This is a genomic window from Streptomyces deserti, assembly GCF_054782695.1.
This window is the reverse complement of record NZ_BAAGRZ010000017.1, coordinates 1-16,078: the sequence shown is the minus strand read 5'-3', so window position 1 is coordinate 16,078 and position 16,078 is coordinate 1. Positions and strand designations below refer to the sequence as shown.

Here is a 16,078-nt window from a genome sequence, read left to right as displayed (position 1 = left end):
CGCCAGCCATCGGCTGCATGAGGCGGGGCATCAGCCGTACTGCTTGGTGTGGCCCTGACCTGGTGCCTCTTGCGGAGACGCGCTCGTAAGCGGCACACACAAACGGCAGCCTGAACACAAACTGGCAAAGCTTCCCGGCCACAGACCTACGGCCGGTGTACGGACACGACCTCGTACGGTACGAGGTCGAGCGTCGCGATCTTCAGTACTTGCTCCATGCACGCCCGCACCTCGGCGTTCTCGCGCGCGGCCGCCAGATCCGCTTGCGAGCGCCACTGGTTGTAGTTGGCCACTCGAGTGCCCTCAAGACCCCGGTGGATATTGGCCTGTACATAGCCAGGCTGCTTCGGCATGACCTCCCGCGCCATGTACTGGAGCAGCTCGATGAGACGTTGCTGATTCTCGGGAGCGACGGTGAAGACATTGATGTAGGTGACCACGTCGCCGTCCGTGCTGATCTCGGTCATGCTCGATATCTCCTCGCAGGCCCTGTGCATCACGGTGTCTGTCACAGGCGGCAACACGGATCGGCACCGCGTTTCTTCCAGGCCACTGCGCAACGCACCTGCCTCACAAGGAAGTTCGGGACCCAGGACCTTCCGCACACCAAGCTTGGGGAGCTTCGGGCCGAGCCCTGTGCGGCCGATTTCATCCGAGCGCTCCGAGCGCCCTTTTTCACTGGTCGCCGGCGAGGTCGCCGTGGACGACCGTGATGTGCCGCTCCGGACCAGGGGCCTCCAGTTCGTCGACCACCGCGACGGCCAGGTCCTCCGCGCTGATCCATGACCGGCCGTCGGCGCCGGTGAGCAGGGTGTCGGTGCCGCGCCGGTAGCGGCCGGTTCGTTCGCCGGGTTCCAGCAGGGCCGGCGGGCTCAGGTAGACCCAGTCGGCACCGGCATGGGCCTGGCAGGTCCGCAGCTGAGCGACCCCGGCGGCGGCGACGGCCTGCACCTCGGCGGGGACGTAGGCGGGGTCGTCGGCGACCAGCAGATCCTGCTCGCCGGGGCTGCGCAGCGCGCCGGCGCCGCCGACCACGAGCACGCGCATCCCCAGCCGGGCGGCGATGTCCAGCACCGTGCGGGTGGTGCCGACCAGGAACTCCTGGTCGACCGGCATGGTCCGCAGGGTCAGTACCACGGCGTCCGCCGTGCCCTTCGCGGCGGAGCCTGCGAGTGCCTCGCCTACGGCGTGCGAGTCGTTCGCGTCGACCGCGATCGGCGTGACGTTCGGGTGCTCGCTCGCAGGCTTCCGGGACAGGGCGAGCACGTGGTGTCCGCGTGCGCCGGCTTCGGTGATCACTCGGCTGCCGACCATCCCGGTGGCACCCAGCACGGCGATCGTCATGCTCTTCCTCATCGAACCTGTCCTTCTTGGATCCGGGCTTCTTGAACGTGATCTCCCGCGGGCCGGCCGCGCGCGATGCGGCCGGACAGGTCCGGGGGATCGAGCTGCGCGGCGAGCAAGGCGGCCAGGGCGAGGACGAAGCCGAAGATCTGCGGCAGGCTCAGGGACTCGCCCAGCGCGATGCCGATGACGGTCGCGACCAGCGGGGACAGCAGCACCAGCGGTGCGGACGCGCCGACCGGCAGCTTGCCGATGCCGCGGAACCACAGCGTGTACGCGATCAGCCCGCCCATGCTGCCGAGCCACAGGTAGCCGCCGACCGCTCCCGCGTCGATCCGCTCCGGGGCCCCCTCGATCGCCAGGGTGACCGGGAGCAGCAGCAGGCCGCCGGCCGTCAGTTGCCAGCCGGCCAGGGTCATGGGGCCGGCCTCCGCCGGACGGCCCCAGCGTTTGGTGAGGACGACCCCACCGGCCATGGCGGCCGTTCCACCGAGGCCGGCGAGCACCCCGGCGGCGTCCAGCCGGGCCTGAGGTCCGAGTACGACGAGTCCGACCCCGACCACGCCGATCACACCCCAGGTCCATCGCCAGGCCGTCGGCCGGTCGTGGAGCACCGCGATGGCCAACCCGGCGACCAGCAGCGGCTGGGTGGCGCTGAGGGTGGCGGCGACACCGCCGGGGAGTCGTTCGGCCGCCAGGAACAACAGCGGGAACAGGGCGCCGATGTTGAGCGCGCCGAGGACGGCGGCTTTCCACCACCAGTCCCCGCGTGGGAGCACGCGGGTGATCGCCAGCGCGAGCAGCCCGGCAGGCAGGGCGCGCATCAGCCCGGCGAACAGGGGATGCCCGGGCGGTAGGAGTTCCGTGGTGACGACGTACGTGGTGCCCCAGGACGCGGGAGCGAGTGCGGTCAGGGCGACGGTCGCCGCCCGCGGTGCGGACGTATGCATGGCAGGAAGTCTCAGTGCCGCAGGACATGATTCCAACGCATGGTTGTCATGCCAACCATGAACGACAACGATGGCCGGGTGGATCTCCAGCAGATGCGATACGTCGTCGCCGTCGCCGAAACCCGCAACTTCACCCGCGCCGCGGAGCACTGCTCCGTGGTGCAGTCGTCACTCAGCCACCGGATCGCCGGCCTGGAACGGGAGCTCGGGGTCAAGCTTTTCGCCCGGTCCAGCCGCCGCGTCGAACTGACCAGCGCCGGGGCGGCGTTCGTCGCCAGGGCGCGCGAGTGCCTGGCCGCCGCCGACCGCGCGGTCGCCGACGCCGCCGCCGCGACCGGCGTGGTACGCGGCCGGCTCGCCGTCGGTGTGATCGTGACCACGGCTGCCGTCGACGTACCCGAACTGCTGCAGCGGTACCGCGCCCAGCACCCGGAGGTCCGCGTCGTCCTCCGCTCCGGGCGCAGCGACGAACTGGCGGCGGCGATCCGCGGCGGCGACCTGGACATCGCCTTCCTCGGCCTGCCGGAGGGCGAACGGCCGTCCGGCGTGGAGACCGTTGTCCTCGATCACGACGAACACGTGCTGGTGGTGCCGGCCGGACACCGGCTGGCGGGCGCCTCCCGGGTCACACTGCCGGAGATCGCCGAGGAGACGTTCGTGGACTTCATGGCCGGGACACCCGCCCGGGCCCAGTCCGATCAGGCCTTCGCCGCCGCGGGCCTGGTGCGCGACGTCGCGTACGAGGCGGGCGTCGTCGAGCTGATCACCCGGCTGGTCGTGCGCGGGCTGGGCATCGCCCTGCTGCCGTCGGCGTTCATCCGGCCGCTGGCCGCCGACTTCCCCGAACTGGCCCTGGTCCCGGTGGTCGACGGGCCGCACCGCATCGAGTATCTGGCGTGGAGCCGCTTCAACCCCAGCCCGGCCACCCGGGCGATGCTCGACGTCCTCGGGGTCCGGTCGCAGACGTAGCCTTACGGGCCCTTGATCCGCAGTCGGTTGTCCTGGAGGGCGTAGCAGCAGGTGGTGTCGGTCTCCTCCGCCGTGGCCAGGCCGGCCTCGTCATGGCCGCCTCCTGGGGTTCAGCAGCCGTTGGAGGAGGCCGGGGCGCCGGTGCCGATCTGCAGGGTCGTCGGGGTGCCGCAGCAGCCGCCGTTCGTGTCGGCCTCGGCGGCGTCCGGGGTGTCGTACAGGCCCGCGCCGCCGCACACGCCGGTCTCCGGCAGGGTCAGTTCGACGCGTTCGGCGGCCTCGCGGTCTCCGGCGAGGGCTGCGGCGATGGAGCGGACCTGCTCGTAGCCGGTCATCGCGAGGAAGGTGGGGGCGCGGCCGTAGGACTTCATGCCGACCAGGTAGACGTCCTTCTCCGGGTGGGAGAGCTCGTTCACGCCGTGCGGATAGACCGTGCCGCAGGAGTGCACGTTCGGGTCGATGAGGGGGGCCAGCGCGATGGGGGCCTGGAGGCGTTCATCGAGGCCGAGGCGGAGTTCGGAGAGGAAGGAGAGGTCGGGGCGCAGGCCGGTGAGCACGATGACCTCGTCGACCGGGTCCGTACGGCGGCCGTCCTCGGCGACCAGGACGAGCCGGTCGCCGTCACGTTCCACAGCCTGTGTACGGAAGCCGGTGACCGCGCTCGCGTGGCCGTCCTCCACCGCGGCCTTGGCGCGCAGGCCGAGCGCGCCGCGGGCGGGCAGCTGGTCGGCCTCGCCGCCGCCGAAGGTGGTCGCGCCGATGCCGCGGCGCAGGATCCACACCGCGTGTGTGCCCGGCTCCTGCCCGGCCAGGTCGGCGAGTTGGGCCAGCGCGGTGAAGGCTGAGGCGCCGGAGCCGACGACAGCGGTGCGCCGGCCCGCGTAACGGGCGCGCACGGCCGGGTCGTCGAGGTCGGGGACGCGGTAGGAGATGTGGGCACCGGCCGCCTTCTCGCCGAGGGCGGGCAGGCCGTCGGCGCCCAGCGGGCTGGGGGTGGCCCAGGTGCCGGAGGCGTCGACGACGGCGCGGGCGGTGAGCCGGTCCTCGCGGCCGTCCGCCGTCCGGATGTGCACGGTGAAGGGCTGCTCGTCGCGGTCGGCGTCGACGACGCGGTCGCGGCCCGCACGGGCGACGCCGGTGACCGTCGTGCCGAAGCGGATCCTGTCGCCGAGCGCGTCGGCGAGCGGCTGGAGGTACCGCTCGGCCCAGTCGCCGCCGGTGGGGTACGTGGCACCGTCGGGGCGGGTCCAGCCGGTCGGGGCGAGCAGCTTTTCGGCGGCCGGGTCGGTGAGCTCGGCCCACGGCGAGAACAGTCGTACGTGCGCCCAGTCGCGTACGGCGGTGCCCGCCGACGGTCCGGCTTCCAGGACCAGCGGTTCCAGGCCGCGCTCTACGAGGTGGGCGGCGGCTGCCAGGCCGATCGGTCCTGCTCCGACGACTACGACCGGCAGCTGGTCGGTGGTGGGCACGCTGTTGATGGACACGGCCACGAGGTTCCCCTTTGTTTCGACGTTCGTCGATGGCTTGCAGGGCCAGCATGGCACTTGATTCGATGAGGGTCAACATAGACGATCATCGAATTGATGACCTCTTTTCGGACGCGTGGGTGCGTGCGCCCAGTTCGACGTATGTCAACATAGATGCATGTCGAACATGAAGGTGCTGCCGCTGCTCGAAGCCGACACCCCCGAGGCCGTGGCGCCGTGCTGCCCGCCGCTCACCGAGCGCCCGTTCACCGCGGAGGAGGCCGAGACGGCCGCGCGGATGTTCAAGGCGCTCGGCGATCCGGTGCGGCTGCGGCTGTTCTCCGCCGTGGCCTCGCACGAGGGCGGTGAGGCGTGCGTGTGCGACATCTCCGACGTCGGCGTCTCGCAGCCGACCGTCTCCCACCACCTGAAGAAGCTCAAGGAGGCCGGGCTGCTGACCTCGGAGCGGCGCGGCACCTGGGTGTACTACCGCGTCGAGCCGTCCGTGCTGGCCGCGATGGGCAAGCTGCTGACCACCGCGCCGGCCGCGATCTGACCCACCCCGCTCATCCCGTTCTCCAGGCGGTGTGTCAGCCCTCCCGCGGTGCCGCCGTCAACTGCCGGGCAGGAGCGAACTTCCGCCGCCAGGCCAGGGAGACGTACACGAGCGCGACCAGGACCGGGACCTCGATCAGCGGGCCGACCACGCCGGAGAGCGCCTGGCCGGAGGTGACGCCGAAGGTCGCGATGGCGACCGCGATGGCCAGCTCGAAGTTGTTGCCCGCCGCTGTGAAGGCGAGCGTGGCGGTGCGGTCGTAGGCCAGGCCGATCGCCTTGCCGAGGGCGAAGGTGCCGAACCACATCACGGCGAAGTAGACCAGCAGCGGAACCGCGATACGGGCCACGTCCAGCGGCTGCGAGGTGATCGTCTTTCCCTGCAGGGCGAAGAGGATGACGATCGTGAAGAGCAGGCCGTACAGGGCCCACGGGCCGATCTTGGGAAGGAAGCCCGTCTCGTACTTCTCCCGGCCCAGCTTCCGCTCGCCGATGCGGCGGGTGAGGAACCCGGCCAGCAGGGGGATGCCGAGGAAGATGACGACGTTCAGGGCGATCTTCCACATGGAGATGTCCAGGTGCTCGCCGTCGCCGAGGTTCAGCCAGCCGGGCAGCAGGTCGAGGTAGAACCAGCCGAGCAGGCCGAACGCCAGCACCTGGAAGACCGAGTTCAGGGCCACCAGGACGGCGGCGGCCTCGCGGTCGCCGCACGCCAGGTCGTTCCAGATGATGACCATGGCGATGCAGCGGGCGAGGCCGACGATGATCAGGCCGGTGCGGTACTCCGGCAGGTCGGGCAGGAAGATCCACGCCAGGGCGAACATCACCGCCGGGCCGAGGATCCAGTTGATGACCAGCGACGAGGCCATGAGCTTGCGGTCGCCGGTGACGGCGTCGAGCCTGTCGTAGCGGACCTTGGCCAGCACCGGATACATCATGATCAGCAGGCCGATGGCGATCGGGAGCGAGATGCCGCCGATCTCGACCTTGGCCAAAGCGTCGTTCAGGCCGGGGATCACGCGGCCCAGGCCCAGGCCGAGGGCCATGGCGAGCAGGATCCAGACGGCGAGGAAACGGTCGAGCGTCGACAGCTTCGCGACGACCGAGGACTCCTCGGCTGTCGCGGATGCTTCGGCGGTCGTGGATGCTTCGGTGCGGGTCACGGGCAGGCCCTCTTGTTGTCGGCGGCGTTGCGAGCGGACTCGGCCAGGTCGGCGAACTGGCCGGCGAGAGTGGCGATGACGTCCGGGCGCAGCCTGTAGTACGTGTACCGGCCGCACGGCTCCGTCTCGACGACCCCGGCCTCGCGCAGCACTCTCAGGTGGTTGGAGAGGTTGGTCTGCTTCGCACCGGTCTCCTCCACCAGGTGGGTGGTGCACAGCGTCTCTTCGGCGAGCAGGGTCACGATGCGGAGCCTGAGCGGGTCAGCCAGCACCCGGATCAGATCAGTGTCGACTGACGTCATCATGGACTGATACTGTCACATCACTCCAGGCTGATGCATACGAGCGTCTCGCCGCCCTGATCGCGCACCAGGCCGCAGGGCGCGTGGCCGTCTCCTCGGCGGGCACGCTCGACCCACATCGTGAAGGAAGAACCCATGTCCTCCAGCCCGCTCGCCTCCGTGCTGTTCGTCTGCGTCCACAACGCCGGGCGCTCGCAGATGGCCGCCGGATTCCTCAGCCATCTCGCGGGGGACCGGATCGAGGTCCGCTCCGCCGGCTCCGTCCCGGGTGACCAGGTCAATCCGGCCGCGGTCGAGGCCATGAAGGAGGTCGGCATCGACATCTCCGGGGCCAGGCCGAAGATCCTGACCACCGAGGCCGTCCAGGCGTCCGACTACGTCATCACCATGGGCTGCGGCGACGCCTGCCCGGTCTTCCCGGGCAAGAAGTACCTCGACTGGGCCCTGGAGGACCCGGCGGGCAAGGGCGTCGAGGCCGTCCGGCCGATCCGCGACGAGATCAGGACCCGTATCGAGGCACTGATCGCGGAGATCGACGCCAAGCAGGAGGCCTGAGCCCTGAGCGTCGCCGACCGGCCCGGGAGCGGCGGACTTCAGCAGCAGGCGCAGCCCTGACGGCAACCGCACCCGTCCGTCCCGGCACCGGCCGAGGGCGCCAGGGCGGCGGCGGGTGCGGCGCAGCACCCCTCGCCCTGCCAGGCGGCCCGGCCTTCCTTGACCGCGATGACGGCGATGACCAGGGCGGCCACGGGGTCGGCCCAGGACCAGCCGAGGGTGGCGTTGAGCACCAGGCCCGCCAGGAGGACGGCGGACAGGTAGGTGCACAGCAGGGTCTGCCGGGAGTCCGCGACCGCGGACAGCGAGCCGAGTTCCCGTCCGGCGCGGCGCTGCGCGGCGGACAGGAACGGCATGACCAGCAGGGAGAGCGCGGCGAGCACGATGCCGGGGAGAGAACGGCCGGCCTCGCCGGTGCCGGCCAGGGCGCGTACGGCGTCGACGGTGACGTAGGCGGCCAGCGCGAAGAACGAGACCGCGATGATCCGCAGCGTGGTCTTCTCCCGTGCCTCACGCACCGTGTGGTCCGCGGCGGAGAACTGCCACGCCACCGCCGCCGCCGAGGAGACCTCGATGACGGAGTCGAGGCCGAAGCCGATCAGCGCGGTGGAGGACGCGAGTGTGCCCGCGGTGATCGCCACGATCGCCTCGACCACGTTGTACGTGATCGTCGCCGCGACGAGGAAGCGTATGCGGCGGGCGAGCAGATCGCGCCGGGCCGGCGGCGGGCCGAGGGAGAGCGTGGTCATCAGCAGCACCCCTTCTCGGCCGCCTCGGGGCAACCGCGGTCCGTCTCCACGGCGACGACGGCGGTGCGCAGGTCGTCGAGCGCGTGCCCGAGGCGGGGGTCGGCGAGTTCGTAGCGGGTGCGCCGCCCGACGGGGACGGCGACGACGAGGCCGCAGTCACGCAGGCACGCCAGGTGGTTGGAGAGCCGGGTACGCGAGACACCGAGCCGTTCGGCCAGGTCGGAGGGGTGCGCCGGGGCCTCGCGCAGGGCGAGCAGCAGTCGGCAGCGGATCGGGTCGGCGAGGGCGCGGCCGAAGCGCGCGAGCACCTCGACCTCGGGGGCGACGGTCAGCACGTGCCGACGATACATGAATTCGTGAATTCAGGAAACTGTGTATCCACGCCGGGCCCGGCGAGGTCGGTGTCGGGGTCGGGTCGGGCCGGGCCGGGTCGGGCCGGGCCGGGCCGTGGGTGATCGCCTGTACTCGTGCTGTCCCAGTGGTTCACTTGGTGCCTACCGTCCGCAGCACGGTCAGTGCGAGCGTCCGCGTCACCGCCACGACCTCCCGCAGCGACACGTGCTCCCGCTCGCTGTGCGCCACCCCGATGTCCCCCGGCCCGAACTGCAGTGTCGGGATCCCGGCCGCGGTGTACAGCCGCAGGTCACTGCCGTACGTCGCCCCGCGCTCGCGCAGGACGGGGGCGGGGGCGGGGGCCGGGCCGGGGCCGGGGTCGCCGGTGAGGTCGCTCCACGCGCCTCGGATCACGTCCGGCAGCGGGTGCCCCTGCGGCAGCCGTCCGGCGGCGAACTGCCCGCCGGGCCAGGTCACGGTCGCCGGATGCTCCCGCAGCCAGGGGTCGGCGGCGCACGCCTCGGCCACGCACTGCTCGAGGGCGGCGCGGGCGTCGGCCGGGTCCTCGCCGAGCCGGACCCCGAGCCGGCCCTCGGCGACCAGCAGGTCCGGCACGCTGCTGGCCCAGTCGCCGGAACGCAGGGTGCCGACGGACAGGGCGTACGGGATCGGATACTCGGCCAGCAGCGGGTCGGGGTCGGTGTTGCGGGCGGCCTCCAGCTCGGCCAGCGCGCGGTGCACGGGTAGGTACGCGTCGATGGCGCTCACGCCCTGCTCCCGGGAGCTGGCGTGGGCCGCCTTGCCGGGGACGGTGATACGGAAGGTCAGGGCGCCCGCGTTGGCGGTGATGAGCGTCCCGTCGGTCGGCTCGGCGATGACGCAGGCGTCGCCGCCGTACCCGCGCCGGAGTGTGCCGAAGGCACCGAGCCCGCCGTCCTCCTCCCCGACGACGAAGTGCACGGCGACCCGGCCGCGCAGGCGTGTCCCCGCCGCCCGTATCGCCGCCAGCGCGGCGAGGTGCGCGGCCAGCCCCGCCTTCATGTCGCAGGCACCGCGCCCGTGGATGAGGTCGCCCGCCACGCGCGGCACGAACGGGTCGCCGTCCCAGGCGGCGAGGTCGCCGGGCGGGACGACGTCGACGTGCCCCTGGAGGATGAGCGTCGGCCCGTCACCGCCGTCCGGCGTGGTCCCCACCAGCCCCCACGCCTCCTCGCGGGGTGCCTCCGCGCCGGGAAAGCCGGGGTCGGCGTACAGCGCGGGCAGGTCCATGGACCACAGGTCGACGTCCAGACCGAGCCGCTCCAGCCGCCCGGCCAGCTGGTGCTGGAGCTCCGACTCGGCGGCGCTCCCGGTCACGCTCGGCACCGCGATCAGCTCCAGCAGCGTCCGCCCCAGGGCCACCTCGTCGATCGCCGCCAGAACGGCGGCCTCCTCATCCGGCAACACGCTGCCGGCCTCCCCTCGATCGGGCCGCGACGATCGCGCCCCCGCACGGATGCCTGCTCATCCCGGCCCACAGGTATCCGCCCTCGGCCTGCCGAACTGGCCCGTCGCCCGGGCCACCCGGCGTCTCCGCCGGCCGTGGCGGCACGTCCCCTTCCGTGCGTGGGCGACTGCGGGCCCGTATGCCCGCGGGCAGCACACCCGGCTCGGCCGACCGCACCCCGCAGCGCCGCGAAGGTGCGCCCCCAGCCCCAGTCGCAACGCCGGGCATCCGGCACAGCGCACGGCACTCAGCCCCCGGCCCGGCCGACGGCAGTCAGCCCCCGCCCACCGTGAACCCGATCACCACCCCGCCCCCGTCCCGCCGCACCGCGAACGGTGCTCCCCCATGGGCGAGGGCCACCTCGCGGACGATCGACAGGCCCAGCCCCGATCCCGGCAGGGAGCGTGCGTCGGCGGCGCGGTAGAAGCGGTCGAAGACGCGGACGAGGTCGTCGTCGGCGATGCCCGGGCCGCGGTCGAGGACCTCGACGCGGATCGTGCCGGGCCGGGCCGGTCCGGCGACGACGATCTCGATCGGTGCCGTGCCGCCCTGGTCGAACTTCACCGCGTTCTCCACCAGATTCGACACCGCCCGCGTCAGCATCCCCGGCCGGCCGTCCGTCGTCGTGTCGCCGCTCGCGCGGACCACGATCCGCCGCCCGCTGCGGCGCCGGGCCAGACCCGCCACGTCCTCGGCGAGGTCCGCGAGGTCGACCCGCTGCGGCGGCTCGGTGTCGGACTGCCCGGCCGCGAGGTCGACGAGCTCGTTGACGAGGTCGGTGAGCTCGCGGGCCTCCTGCCCCAGGTCGGCGACCAGTTCCTCGCGCGTCTCGGGCGGGAGTTCGTCGATGCGGCGCAGCAGCGAGATGTTCGTACGGAGAGACGTCAGCGGCGTACGCAGCTCGTGGCCCGCGTCCTGGACGAGGCGGCGCTGGTCCTCCTCGGACTGGGCGAGACGGCCGAGCATGCGGTCGAAGGCGCGGCCGAGGCGGCCCACCTCGTCGTGGCCGGCGACGGGCACCTGGATGCCGAGCCGGCGGGTGCGGGCGACGTCCTCGGCGGCGGAGGTGAGGACGATCAGGCGGCGGGTGATGCGCCGGGCCAGCCACCAGCCGAACAGGCCGGCGGCGGTCACCACGGCGGCCATGAGGAGCAGCGTGCGGCGCTGGAGGGCACGCAGCAGGTCCTCGGTGTCGCTGAACTCCTGCGCGACCTGCACGGCGCCCCGGCCGCCGCCGAGCGCGACGGTCGCGACGCGGTAGACGTCGTCACCGACGTCGACGTCCTGGTGCTGGGCGACGCGTCCGGCGGTGGTGGCGGCCGCGACCCGACGGTCGGCGTCCGTGACCGGCAGGCCCGGGCTGCCCGGGTCGACGACGCGGCCGTCCGGGCCGAGGACCTGCACGTCGGTGCGGGCGGGCCGGACCAGGTCGTGGCCGGGGGCGGAGGAGGAGAAGTCGCCGGGTGACATGCGGTTCTGCCGGACCTCGTTGCGCAGGTCCTGCACCACCTCGTTGAACACCGACTGCTGGTCCACCCGCACCAGCCGGGCCGCCGCGCTGTAGGACAGGATGCCGACGAGGACGGTGACGACCGCCGTGACGGCGGCGAACGACACCGCGAACGTGGTCCGCAGCGACACCAGGTGGGGCCGCCGCCGCGCCAGCAGCCGCCCGAGGCGGCCCAGGGCCACTCAGTCCTCCCGCAGCACGTAACCCACGCCGCGCACCGTGTGGATCAGCTGCGGCGCGTCCGGCTCGTCGAGCTTGCGGCGCAGGTAGCCGACGTAGACGGCGAGGTTCTTGGAGCCGGGGCCGAAGTCGTAGCCCCAGATGCGGTCGTAGATGGTGGAGTGGTCCAGGACGATGCCCGCGTTGCGGACCAGCAGTTCCAGGAGCTCGAACTCGGTGCGGGTCAGCTCGAGCTCGCGTGCGCCGCGCCAGGCGCGGCGGGCCTGCGGGTCCATGCGGATCCCGGCGGCCTCGATGAACCGCTCGGGGGCCTTCGGTGCCTCGGCCGGCGCGGCGCCCACGGGCACCGGGCTGGTGCGGCGCAGCAGGGCGCGCAGCCGGGCGAAGACCTCCTCGACGTCGAAGGGTTTGACGACGTAGTCGTCGGCGCCCGCGTCCAGGCCGGCGATCCGGTCCGCGGTCTCCACGAGCGCGGTCAGCATCAGGATGGGCGTGCGGTCGCCCTCGGCGCGCAGCACGCGGCACACCTGGAGGCCGTCGATGCCGGGCATCATCACGTCCAGGACGAGGACGTCCGGGCGGGTGCGGTGGGCCTGCGCCAGCGCCTCGACACCGTCGGCGACCGCCGTGACCTGGTAGCCCTCCAGGGTCAGGGCGCGTTCCAGGGCGTGGCGGATGGCGCGGTCGTCTTCGGCGAGCAGCACAGTTTGGGGCACGGGTCCATAGTGCCAAGATCCCCGGGCCGTACGACCTGATGAGCTGCGCCCGGGCTGCCTTCTTACTGCCCTCTCACCTGCCGCGACGCAACCGGGAGCGAGGCCCTACCGTGCTCTCACCCTCGGGCCCGGGCCAGCAGCGACGCGTGGGTCGGCGCGTCCGGGACCCGCTCCGGGCGGCCGACGGCGAACTCCTTGCGCAGCACGGGGACGACCTCCTCGCCGAGCAGGTCGATCTGCTCCAGCACGGTCTTCAGCGGCAGCCCGGCGTGGTCGACCAGGAACAGCTGCCGCTGGTAGTCGCCGGCGTACTCGCGGAACGTCAGCGTCTTCTCGATGACCTGCTGCGGGGAGCCGACGGTCAGCGGCGTCTGCGCCATGAAGTCCTCCAGGGAGGGTCCGTGGCCGTAGACGGGGGCGACGTCGAAGTACGGGCGGAACTCGCGGACCGCGTCCTGGGAGTTCCGCCGCATGAAGACGTGTCCGCCGAGGCCGACGATCGCCTGCTCGGGCGTGCCGTGGCCGTGGTGGGCGTAGCGGGTCCGGTACAGCTCGACCATGCGCCGGGTGTGCTCGGCGGGCCAGAAGATGTTGTTGTGGAAGAAGCCGTCGCCGTAGTACGCGGCCTGCTCGGCGATCTCCGGGGAGCGGATCGAGCCGTGCCAGACGAACGGCGGTACGCCGTCCAGCGGGCGGGGCGTGGCCGTGAACCCCCGCAGCGGCGTACGGAACTTCCCCTCCCAGTCGACGACGTCCTCGCGCCACAGGCGGTGCAGGAGGGCGTAGTTCTCGATGGCGAGCGGGATGCCCTGGCGGATGTCCTGCCCGAACCAGGGGTAGACCGGGGCGGTGTTGCCGCGGCCCAGCATGAGGTCGACCCGGCCGTCCGCGAGGTGCTGGAGCATCGCGTAGTCCTCGGCGATCTTCACCGGGTCGTTGGTGGTGATCAGGGTGGTCGCGGTGGAGAGGATCAGCCGTTCCGTGCGCGCCGCGATGTGGCCGAGCATGGTGGTCGGGGACGACGGCACGAACGGCGGGTTGTGGTGCTCGCCGGTCGCGAAGACGTCCAGGCCCACCTCCTCGGCCTTCAGCGCGATGGCGACCATGGCCTTGATGCGCTCGCGCTCCGTCGGCGTCCGGCCGGTCGTCGGGTCGGGCGTCACATCGCCGACGCTGAAGATCCCGAACTGCATGGTCGCTCCCACCCTCCATCTTGTTGACCGTTAAACCATACTCGCACCCCTCCTTCAATCCAGTAATCCAGTAATCCAGCCGACCCGACGACCCGCCCTTCGGCAGGTCCAGGGCCTGCGCGGCGTTCAGCGCGTTCAGCGCGTTCAGCGCGTTCAGCGCGTTCAGCGCGTTCAGCGGCAGCGTCGCCGCGTGCACCGGGTCGGCCGTCGCCGGCGCCTCGGCCACCGCGTCCGTGTCCGTGTCCACGACGAGGCGCACCGGCCGCAGGAACAGTACGAAGCCGGGCTTCAGACCTGACCCGACCTCAGCCGGGCCACCTGCTCCCCGCTGAATTCCGTCGTACGCCTCATGTGCTCGATGAGAACGGCCAGTTGGGACTCGTCCAGGTCGTCGAAGAGCGCGGACCAGCCGCCGCCCAGCCGCTCCCACACCCGCCCGAACTCGGCGGCCTTCTCCGGCACCGTCGCCACCAGCACCCGCCGCCGGTCGGCCGCGTCCCGCTCCCTGACCACGTACCCCGCCCTCTCCAGCCGGTCCACCAGCCGCGTCGCCGACCCGGTCGTCAAACCGGTCAGCTCGGCGATCCGGCCCGTGGTCACCGGCCCGCCCTCCAGCGTCAGCAGGTTCAGACACTGCAGATCGGTCGGATGCAGCCCCAGATGATCGGCGACGGCCTGGTTGAACAGGGCGTAGGACGCCATGTAGCGCCGGGAGACGGTGGACAGTTCCTCCAGCAGCCGCTCGCGTGCCGTGCCCGCCATACCGCTCACCCTTCGTCTGCGCCGTGCAGAGATCGTACGACGCAGCGGACGCGCGCCGCGCACGGCCGAGCGGCGAGCGTGGTCGGAAGCAAGTGGTCAGGAGCAGGTCGTCAGGAGCAGGCGGTCAGAAGCAGGCGGTCAGAAGTAGTACGCGTCCCCGGTGGACAGCACGAGCACCCGCTGCCGGTCGTTGTCCCGGTTACGGTCCACCGCCCCGCCACCCCACACCGTGTCCAGCTCCAGCAGCACCTCCGGCGGCGCGCCCCGCAGCCACACCCGCAGCTCGATCCGCTCCCCCACCCCGTCCGCGGCCAGCGCCCCCGTCCGGCACAGCACCACCTGCCGGCCCGAGCGCGCACACCCGGCCGGCAGTTCCTGCCGGTCCGCCAGCGGCACCGACCAGCGCAGCCCCACCGTCGCGTCCGACACGGCCGACGGCCCGTGATTGCGCGGAGTCAGCCGCACCTCCACCCGGCTCCCGGCCATCGCCGCCGACCCGTGGTACGCCAGATCGGCCTCCGGACCGCCGACCGCCCCCGTACCCGTACCCGCCCCCGCCCCCGCGGCGGCTCCACCGGTCAGCAGCGCGGCCGCAGCCGCAGCCGCAGCCCCCACCGCGAGCACTCGCGTCCTTCGCATACCGCCCACTCCTCACTTCACCGAGGTCGTAGGCATGTATCCCCCGCCCGGCGAGCCCCAGGCGCCGTCCATCAGGTGACGCGGAAGGTGACACCGAAGGCCGTACGGCGCCGTGCGAAGCTGCCCGCATGCTGATCCTCCGCTCCGCCGCCCTGTTCGTCGTCGCCGCGCTCCTCGAGATCGGCGGGGCCTGGCTGGTCTGGCAGGGCGTACGCGAACACCGCGGCTGGCTGTGGGCCGTCGGCGGTGTCCTCGCCCTCGGCGCGTACGGATTCGTCGCCACCTTCCAGCCCGATGCCCACTTCGGTCGCGTCCTCGCCGCGTACGGCGGGATCTTCGTCGCCGGTTCGATCCTGTGGGGCGTGGTCGCGGACGGCTACCGCCCCGACCGCTGGGACGTGGCCGGGGCGCTGGTCTGCCTCGCCGGAATGGCGGTGATCATGTGGACACCGCGAAACGGCTGACGTACGACCTGACGTACGTGACGTACGACCTGACGTCCGGCCTGACGTCCGACCGCCCTCGTCTCAGGACGGCACGTCCGGCAGCACGCCGAGCTGCCCGAGGAAGTCCATCTGGTCGAAGTAGAGCCGGTAGCTGACGATCCGGCCGTCCACCACGGTGGCGAAGTCCGCCCCGCGGACCTTGATCTCCTTCTGCGTCGGAGGCAGCGTCTCACCGGAGGGGAACTGCAGCGGCCCGGTGTTCCGGCCGGTGAAGAAACCCTCGTCGATGGCGGTGTCGCCGACCTCGAACTGGTGCAGCGGCTGGAACGTCGCCTCCGGAATCGCCTCCGCCGTCTGCCGCCACCACTCGACGATGTGGTCACGCCCGTGGATCTCCCCGCCGTCGGGCGTCACGGCGACCGCGTCCTCGGCGAACAGCTCGGCGACGGCCTTGAGGTCCGGTTGAGAGGTGACCGCCTCGGTCAGCCGGTCCATGACCTCACGCGCCTGTCCCATGGTCCACCTCCTGAACAGGGAGGATCACCCACCCCGATTGTCCCACGGCGAACCCCGGCACACCGCCCCGGAACCGGGGTCACGGACCACCCGGGCACCCGTTCCCCGTCACCTACGCTGGACGGCAGCCCACCGACCGGACCACCCCAGGAGTCTCAATGACCAAGTCAAGCCGCTTGCGTGACCGGCGGGGCGGAGGTGAATGCCCGGTTATCACGCAGGAGTGCCCACAGGACGCTGGCTC

General features: G+C 72.1%; 19 protein-coding genes. 4 read left to right on the top strand and 15 right to left on the bottom strand.

Features of this window, described 5'->3' with window-relative positions:
* Positions 1-146: 146 nt before the first annotated feature.
* The 3 genes from ACYVMZ_RS25095 to ACYVMZ_RS25085 all read right to left on the bottom strand — a co-directional run bounded on the left by ACYVMZ_RS25095 (position 147) and on the right by ACYVMZ_RS25085 (position 2,294).
* The gene (locus tag ACYVMZ_RS25095) at positions 147-467 is read right to left on the bottom strand and encodes an antibiotic biosynthesis monooxygenase family protein (RefSeq protein ID WP_461083338.1); all 321 of its coding nucleotides are present in this window, start codon (positions 465-467) and stop codon (positions 147-149) included.
* Positions 468-675: 208 nt separating this feature from the next.
* Positions 676-1,344: an NAD(P)-dependent oxidoreductase gene (locus ACYVMZ_RS25090; RefSeq protein WP_461083605.1), complete on the bottom strand. Its 669-nt coding sequence runs from the start codon at positions 1,342-1,344 to the stop codon at positions 676-678.
* Between the two features lie 8 nt (positions 1,345-1,352).
* Positions 1,353-2,294, bottom strand: a complete 942-nt coding sequence (locus ACYVMZ_RS25085; protein WP_461083336.1) for an EamA family transporter — start codon at positions 2,292-2,294, stop codon at positions 1,353-1,355.
* A gap of 78 nt (positions 2,295-2,372) precedes the next feature.
* Between ACYVMZ_RS25085 and ACYVMZ_RS25080 the strand changes: the two genes are divergently transcribed.
* A complete protein-coding gene (locus ACYVMZ_RS25080) occupies positions 2,373-3,263 on the top strand; it encodes a LysR family transcriptional regulator (RefSeq protein WP_461083603.1) in 891 nt (296 codons plus the stop codon).
* A gap of 110 nt (positions 3,264-3,373) precedes the next feature.
* Here the strand turns inward: ACYVMZ_RS25080 and ACYVMZ_RS25075 are convergent, their stop codons facing one another.
* Positions 3,374-4,747: an FAD-dependent oxidoreductase gene (locus ACYVMZ_RS25075; protein WP_461083334.1), complete on the bottom strand. Its 1,374-nt coding sequence runs from the start codon at positions 4,745-4,747 to the stop codon at positions 3,374-3,376.
* A 160-nt stretch (positions 4,748-4,907) separates the two neighbouring features.
* On the opposite strand from ACYVMZ_RS25075, the gene ACYVMZ_RS25070 reads away from it, so the two are divergent.
* Positions 4,908-5,285: an ArsR/SmtB family transcription factor gene (locus tag ACYVMZ_RS25070; protein ID WP_461083332.1), complete on the top strand. Its 378-nt coding sequence runs from the start codon at positions 4,908-4,910 to the stop codon at positions 5,283-5,285.
* A 34-nt stretch (positions 5,286-5,319) separates the two neighbouring features.
* On the opposite strand, the gene arsB is transcribed toward ACYVMZ_RS25070, so the two are convergent.
* Both arsB and ACYVMZ_RS25060 read right to left on the bottom strand, forming a co-directional pair.
* Positions 5,320-6,447 carry an ACR3 family arsenite efflux transporter gene (arsB, locus tag ACYVMZ_RS25065; RefSeq protein ID WP_461083330.1) on the bottom strand — a complete coding sequence of 376 codons (1,128 nt, stop codon included), beginning with the start codon at positions 6,445-6,447 and terminating at the stop codon, positions 5,320-5,322.
* Positions 6,444-6,752 (bottom strand): ArsR/SmtB family transcription factor, encoded by a 309-nt coding sequence (locus ACYVMZ_RS25060; protein WP_461083328.1) that lies wholly within the window; start codon positions 6,750-6,752, stop codon positions 6,444-6,446. Before ACYVMZ_RS25060 ends, arsB begins: the two co-directional genes overlap by 4 nt.
* 132 nt (positions 6,753-6,884) lie before the next feature.
* On the opposite strand from ACYVMZ_RS25060, the gene ACYVMZ_RS25055 reads away from it, so the two are divergent.
* Positions 6,885-7,304: an arsenate reductase ArsC gene (locus ACYVMZ_RS25055; RefSeq protein WP_461083326.1), complete on the top strand. Its 420-nt coding sequence runs from the start codon at positions 6,885-6,887 to the stop codon at positions 7,302-7,304.
* A gap of 38 nt (positions 7,305-7,342) precedes the next feature.
* On the opposite strand, the gene ACYVMZ_RS25050 is transcribed toward ACYVMZ_RS25055, so the two are convergent.
* The 8 genes from ACYVMZ_RS25050 to ACYVMZ_RS25015 form a co-directional block, all read right to left on the bottom strand.
* Complete coding sequence (locus ACYVMZ_RS25050) at positions 7,343-8,053, bottom strand: cation transporter (RefSeq protein ID WP_461083324.1); 711 nt, start codon at positions 8,051-8,053, stop codon at positions 7,343-7,345.
* Positions 8,053-8,403, bottom strand: a complete 351-nt coding sequence (locus tag ACYVMZ_RS25045; protein ID WP_461083322.1) for an ArsR/SmtB family transcription factor — start codon at positions 8,401-8,403, stop codon at positions 8,053-8,055. The genes ACYVMZ_RS25050 and ACYVMZ_RS25045 overlap by 1 nt, the downstream gene beginning before the upstream one ends.
* Before the next feature lie 133 nt (positions 8,404-8,536).
* A complete protein-coding gene (locus tag ACYVMZ_RS25040) occupies positions 8,537-9,832 on the bottom strand; it encodes an ArgE/DapE family deacylase (RefSeq protein ID WP_461083320.1) in 1,296 nt (431 codons plus the stop codon).
* 313 nt (positions 9,833-10,145) lie between these two features.
* The gene (locus tag ACYVMZ_RS25035) at positions 10,146-11,558 is read right to left on the bottom strand and encodes a HAMP domain-containing sensor histidine kinase (RefSeq protein WP_461083601.1); all 1,413 of its coding nucleotides are present in this window, start codon (positions 11,556-11,558) and stop codon (positions 10,146-10,148) included.
* Between the two features lie 6 nt (positions 11,559-11,564).
* A complete protein-coding gene (locus ACYVMZ_RS25030; RefSeq protein ID WP_461083599.1) occupies positions 11,565-12,266 on the bottom strand; it encodes a response regulator transcription factor in 702 nt (233 codons plus the stop codon).
* A 128-nt stretch (positions 12,267-12,394) separates the two neighbouring features.
* Positions 12,395-13,471 (bottom strand): LLM class flavin-dependent oxidoreductase, encoded by a 1,077-nt coding sequence (locus ACYVMZ_RS25025; RefSeq protein ID WP_461083318.1) that lies wholly within the window; start codon positions 13,469-13,471, stop codon positions 12,395-12,397.
* A gap of 288 nt (positions 13,472-13,759) precedes the next feature.
* Positions 13,760-14,233, bottom strand: a complete 474-nt coding sequence (locus ACYVMZ_RS25020) for a MarR family winged helix-turn-helix transcriptional regulator (RefSeq protein WP_461083316.1) — start codon at positions 14,231-14,233, stop codon at positions 13,760-13,762.
* A 138-nt stretch (positions 14,234-14,371) separates the two neighbouring features.
* Entirely contained in the window at positions 14,372-14,872 is a 501-nt protein-coding gene (locus ACYVMZ_RS25015; protein WP_461083314.1) for a hypothetical protein, read from the bottom strand.
* 128 nt (positions 14,873-15,000) lie between these two features.
* Here ACYVMZ_RS25015 and ACYVMZ_RS25010 point away from each other — a divergent pair, with 128 nt between their 5' ends.
* Positions 15,001-15,336, top strand: a complete 336-nt coding sequence (locus ACYVMZ_RS25010) for a YnfA family protein (RefSeq protein WP_461083312.1) — start codon at positions 15,001-15,003, stop codon at positions 15,334-15,336.
* A gap of 63 nt (positions 15,337-15,399) precedes the next feature.
* On the opposite strand, the gene ACYVMZ_RS25005 is transcribed toward ACYVMZ_RS25010, so the two are convergent.
* Complete coding sequence (locus ACYVMZ_RS25005; RefSeq protein WP_461083310.1) at positions 15,400-15,834, bottom strand: ester cyclase; 435 nt, start codon at positions 15,832-15,834, stop codon at positions 15,400-15,402.
* Positions 15,835-16,078: the final 244 nt, after the last annotated feature.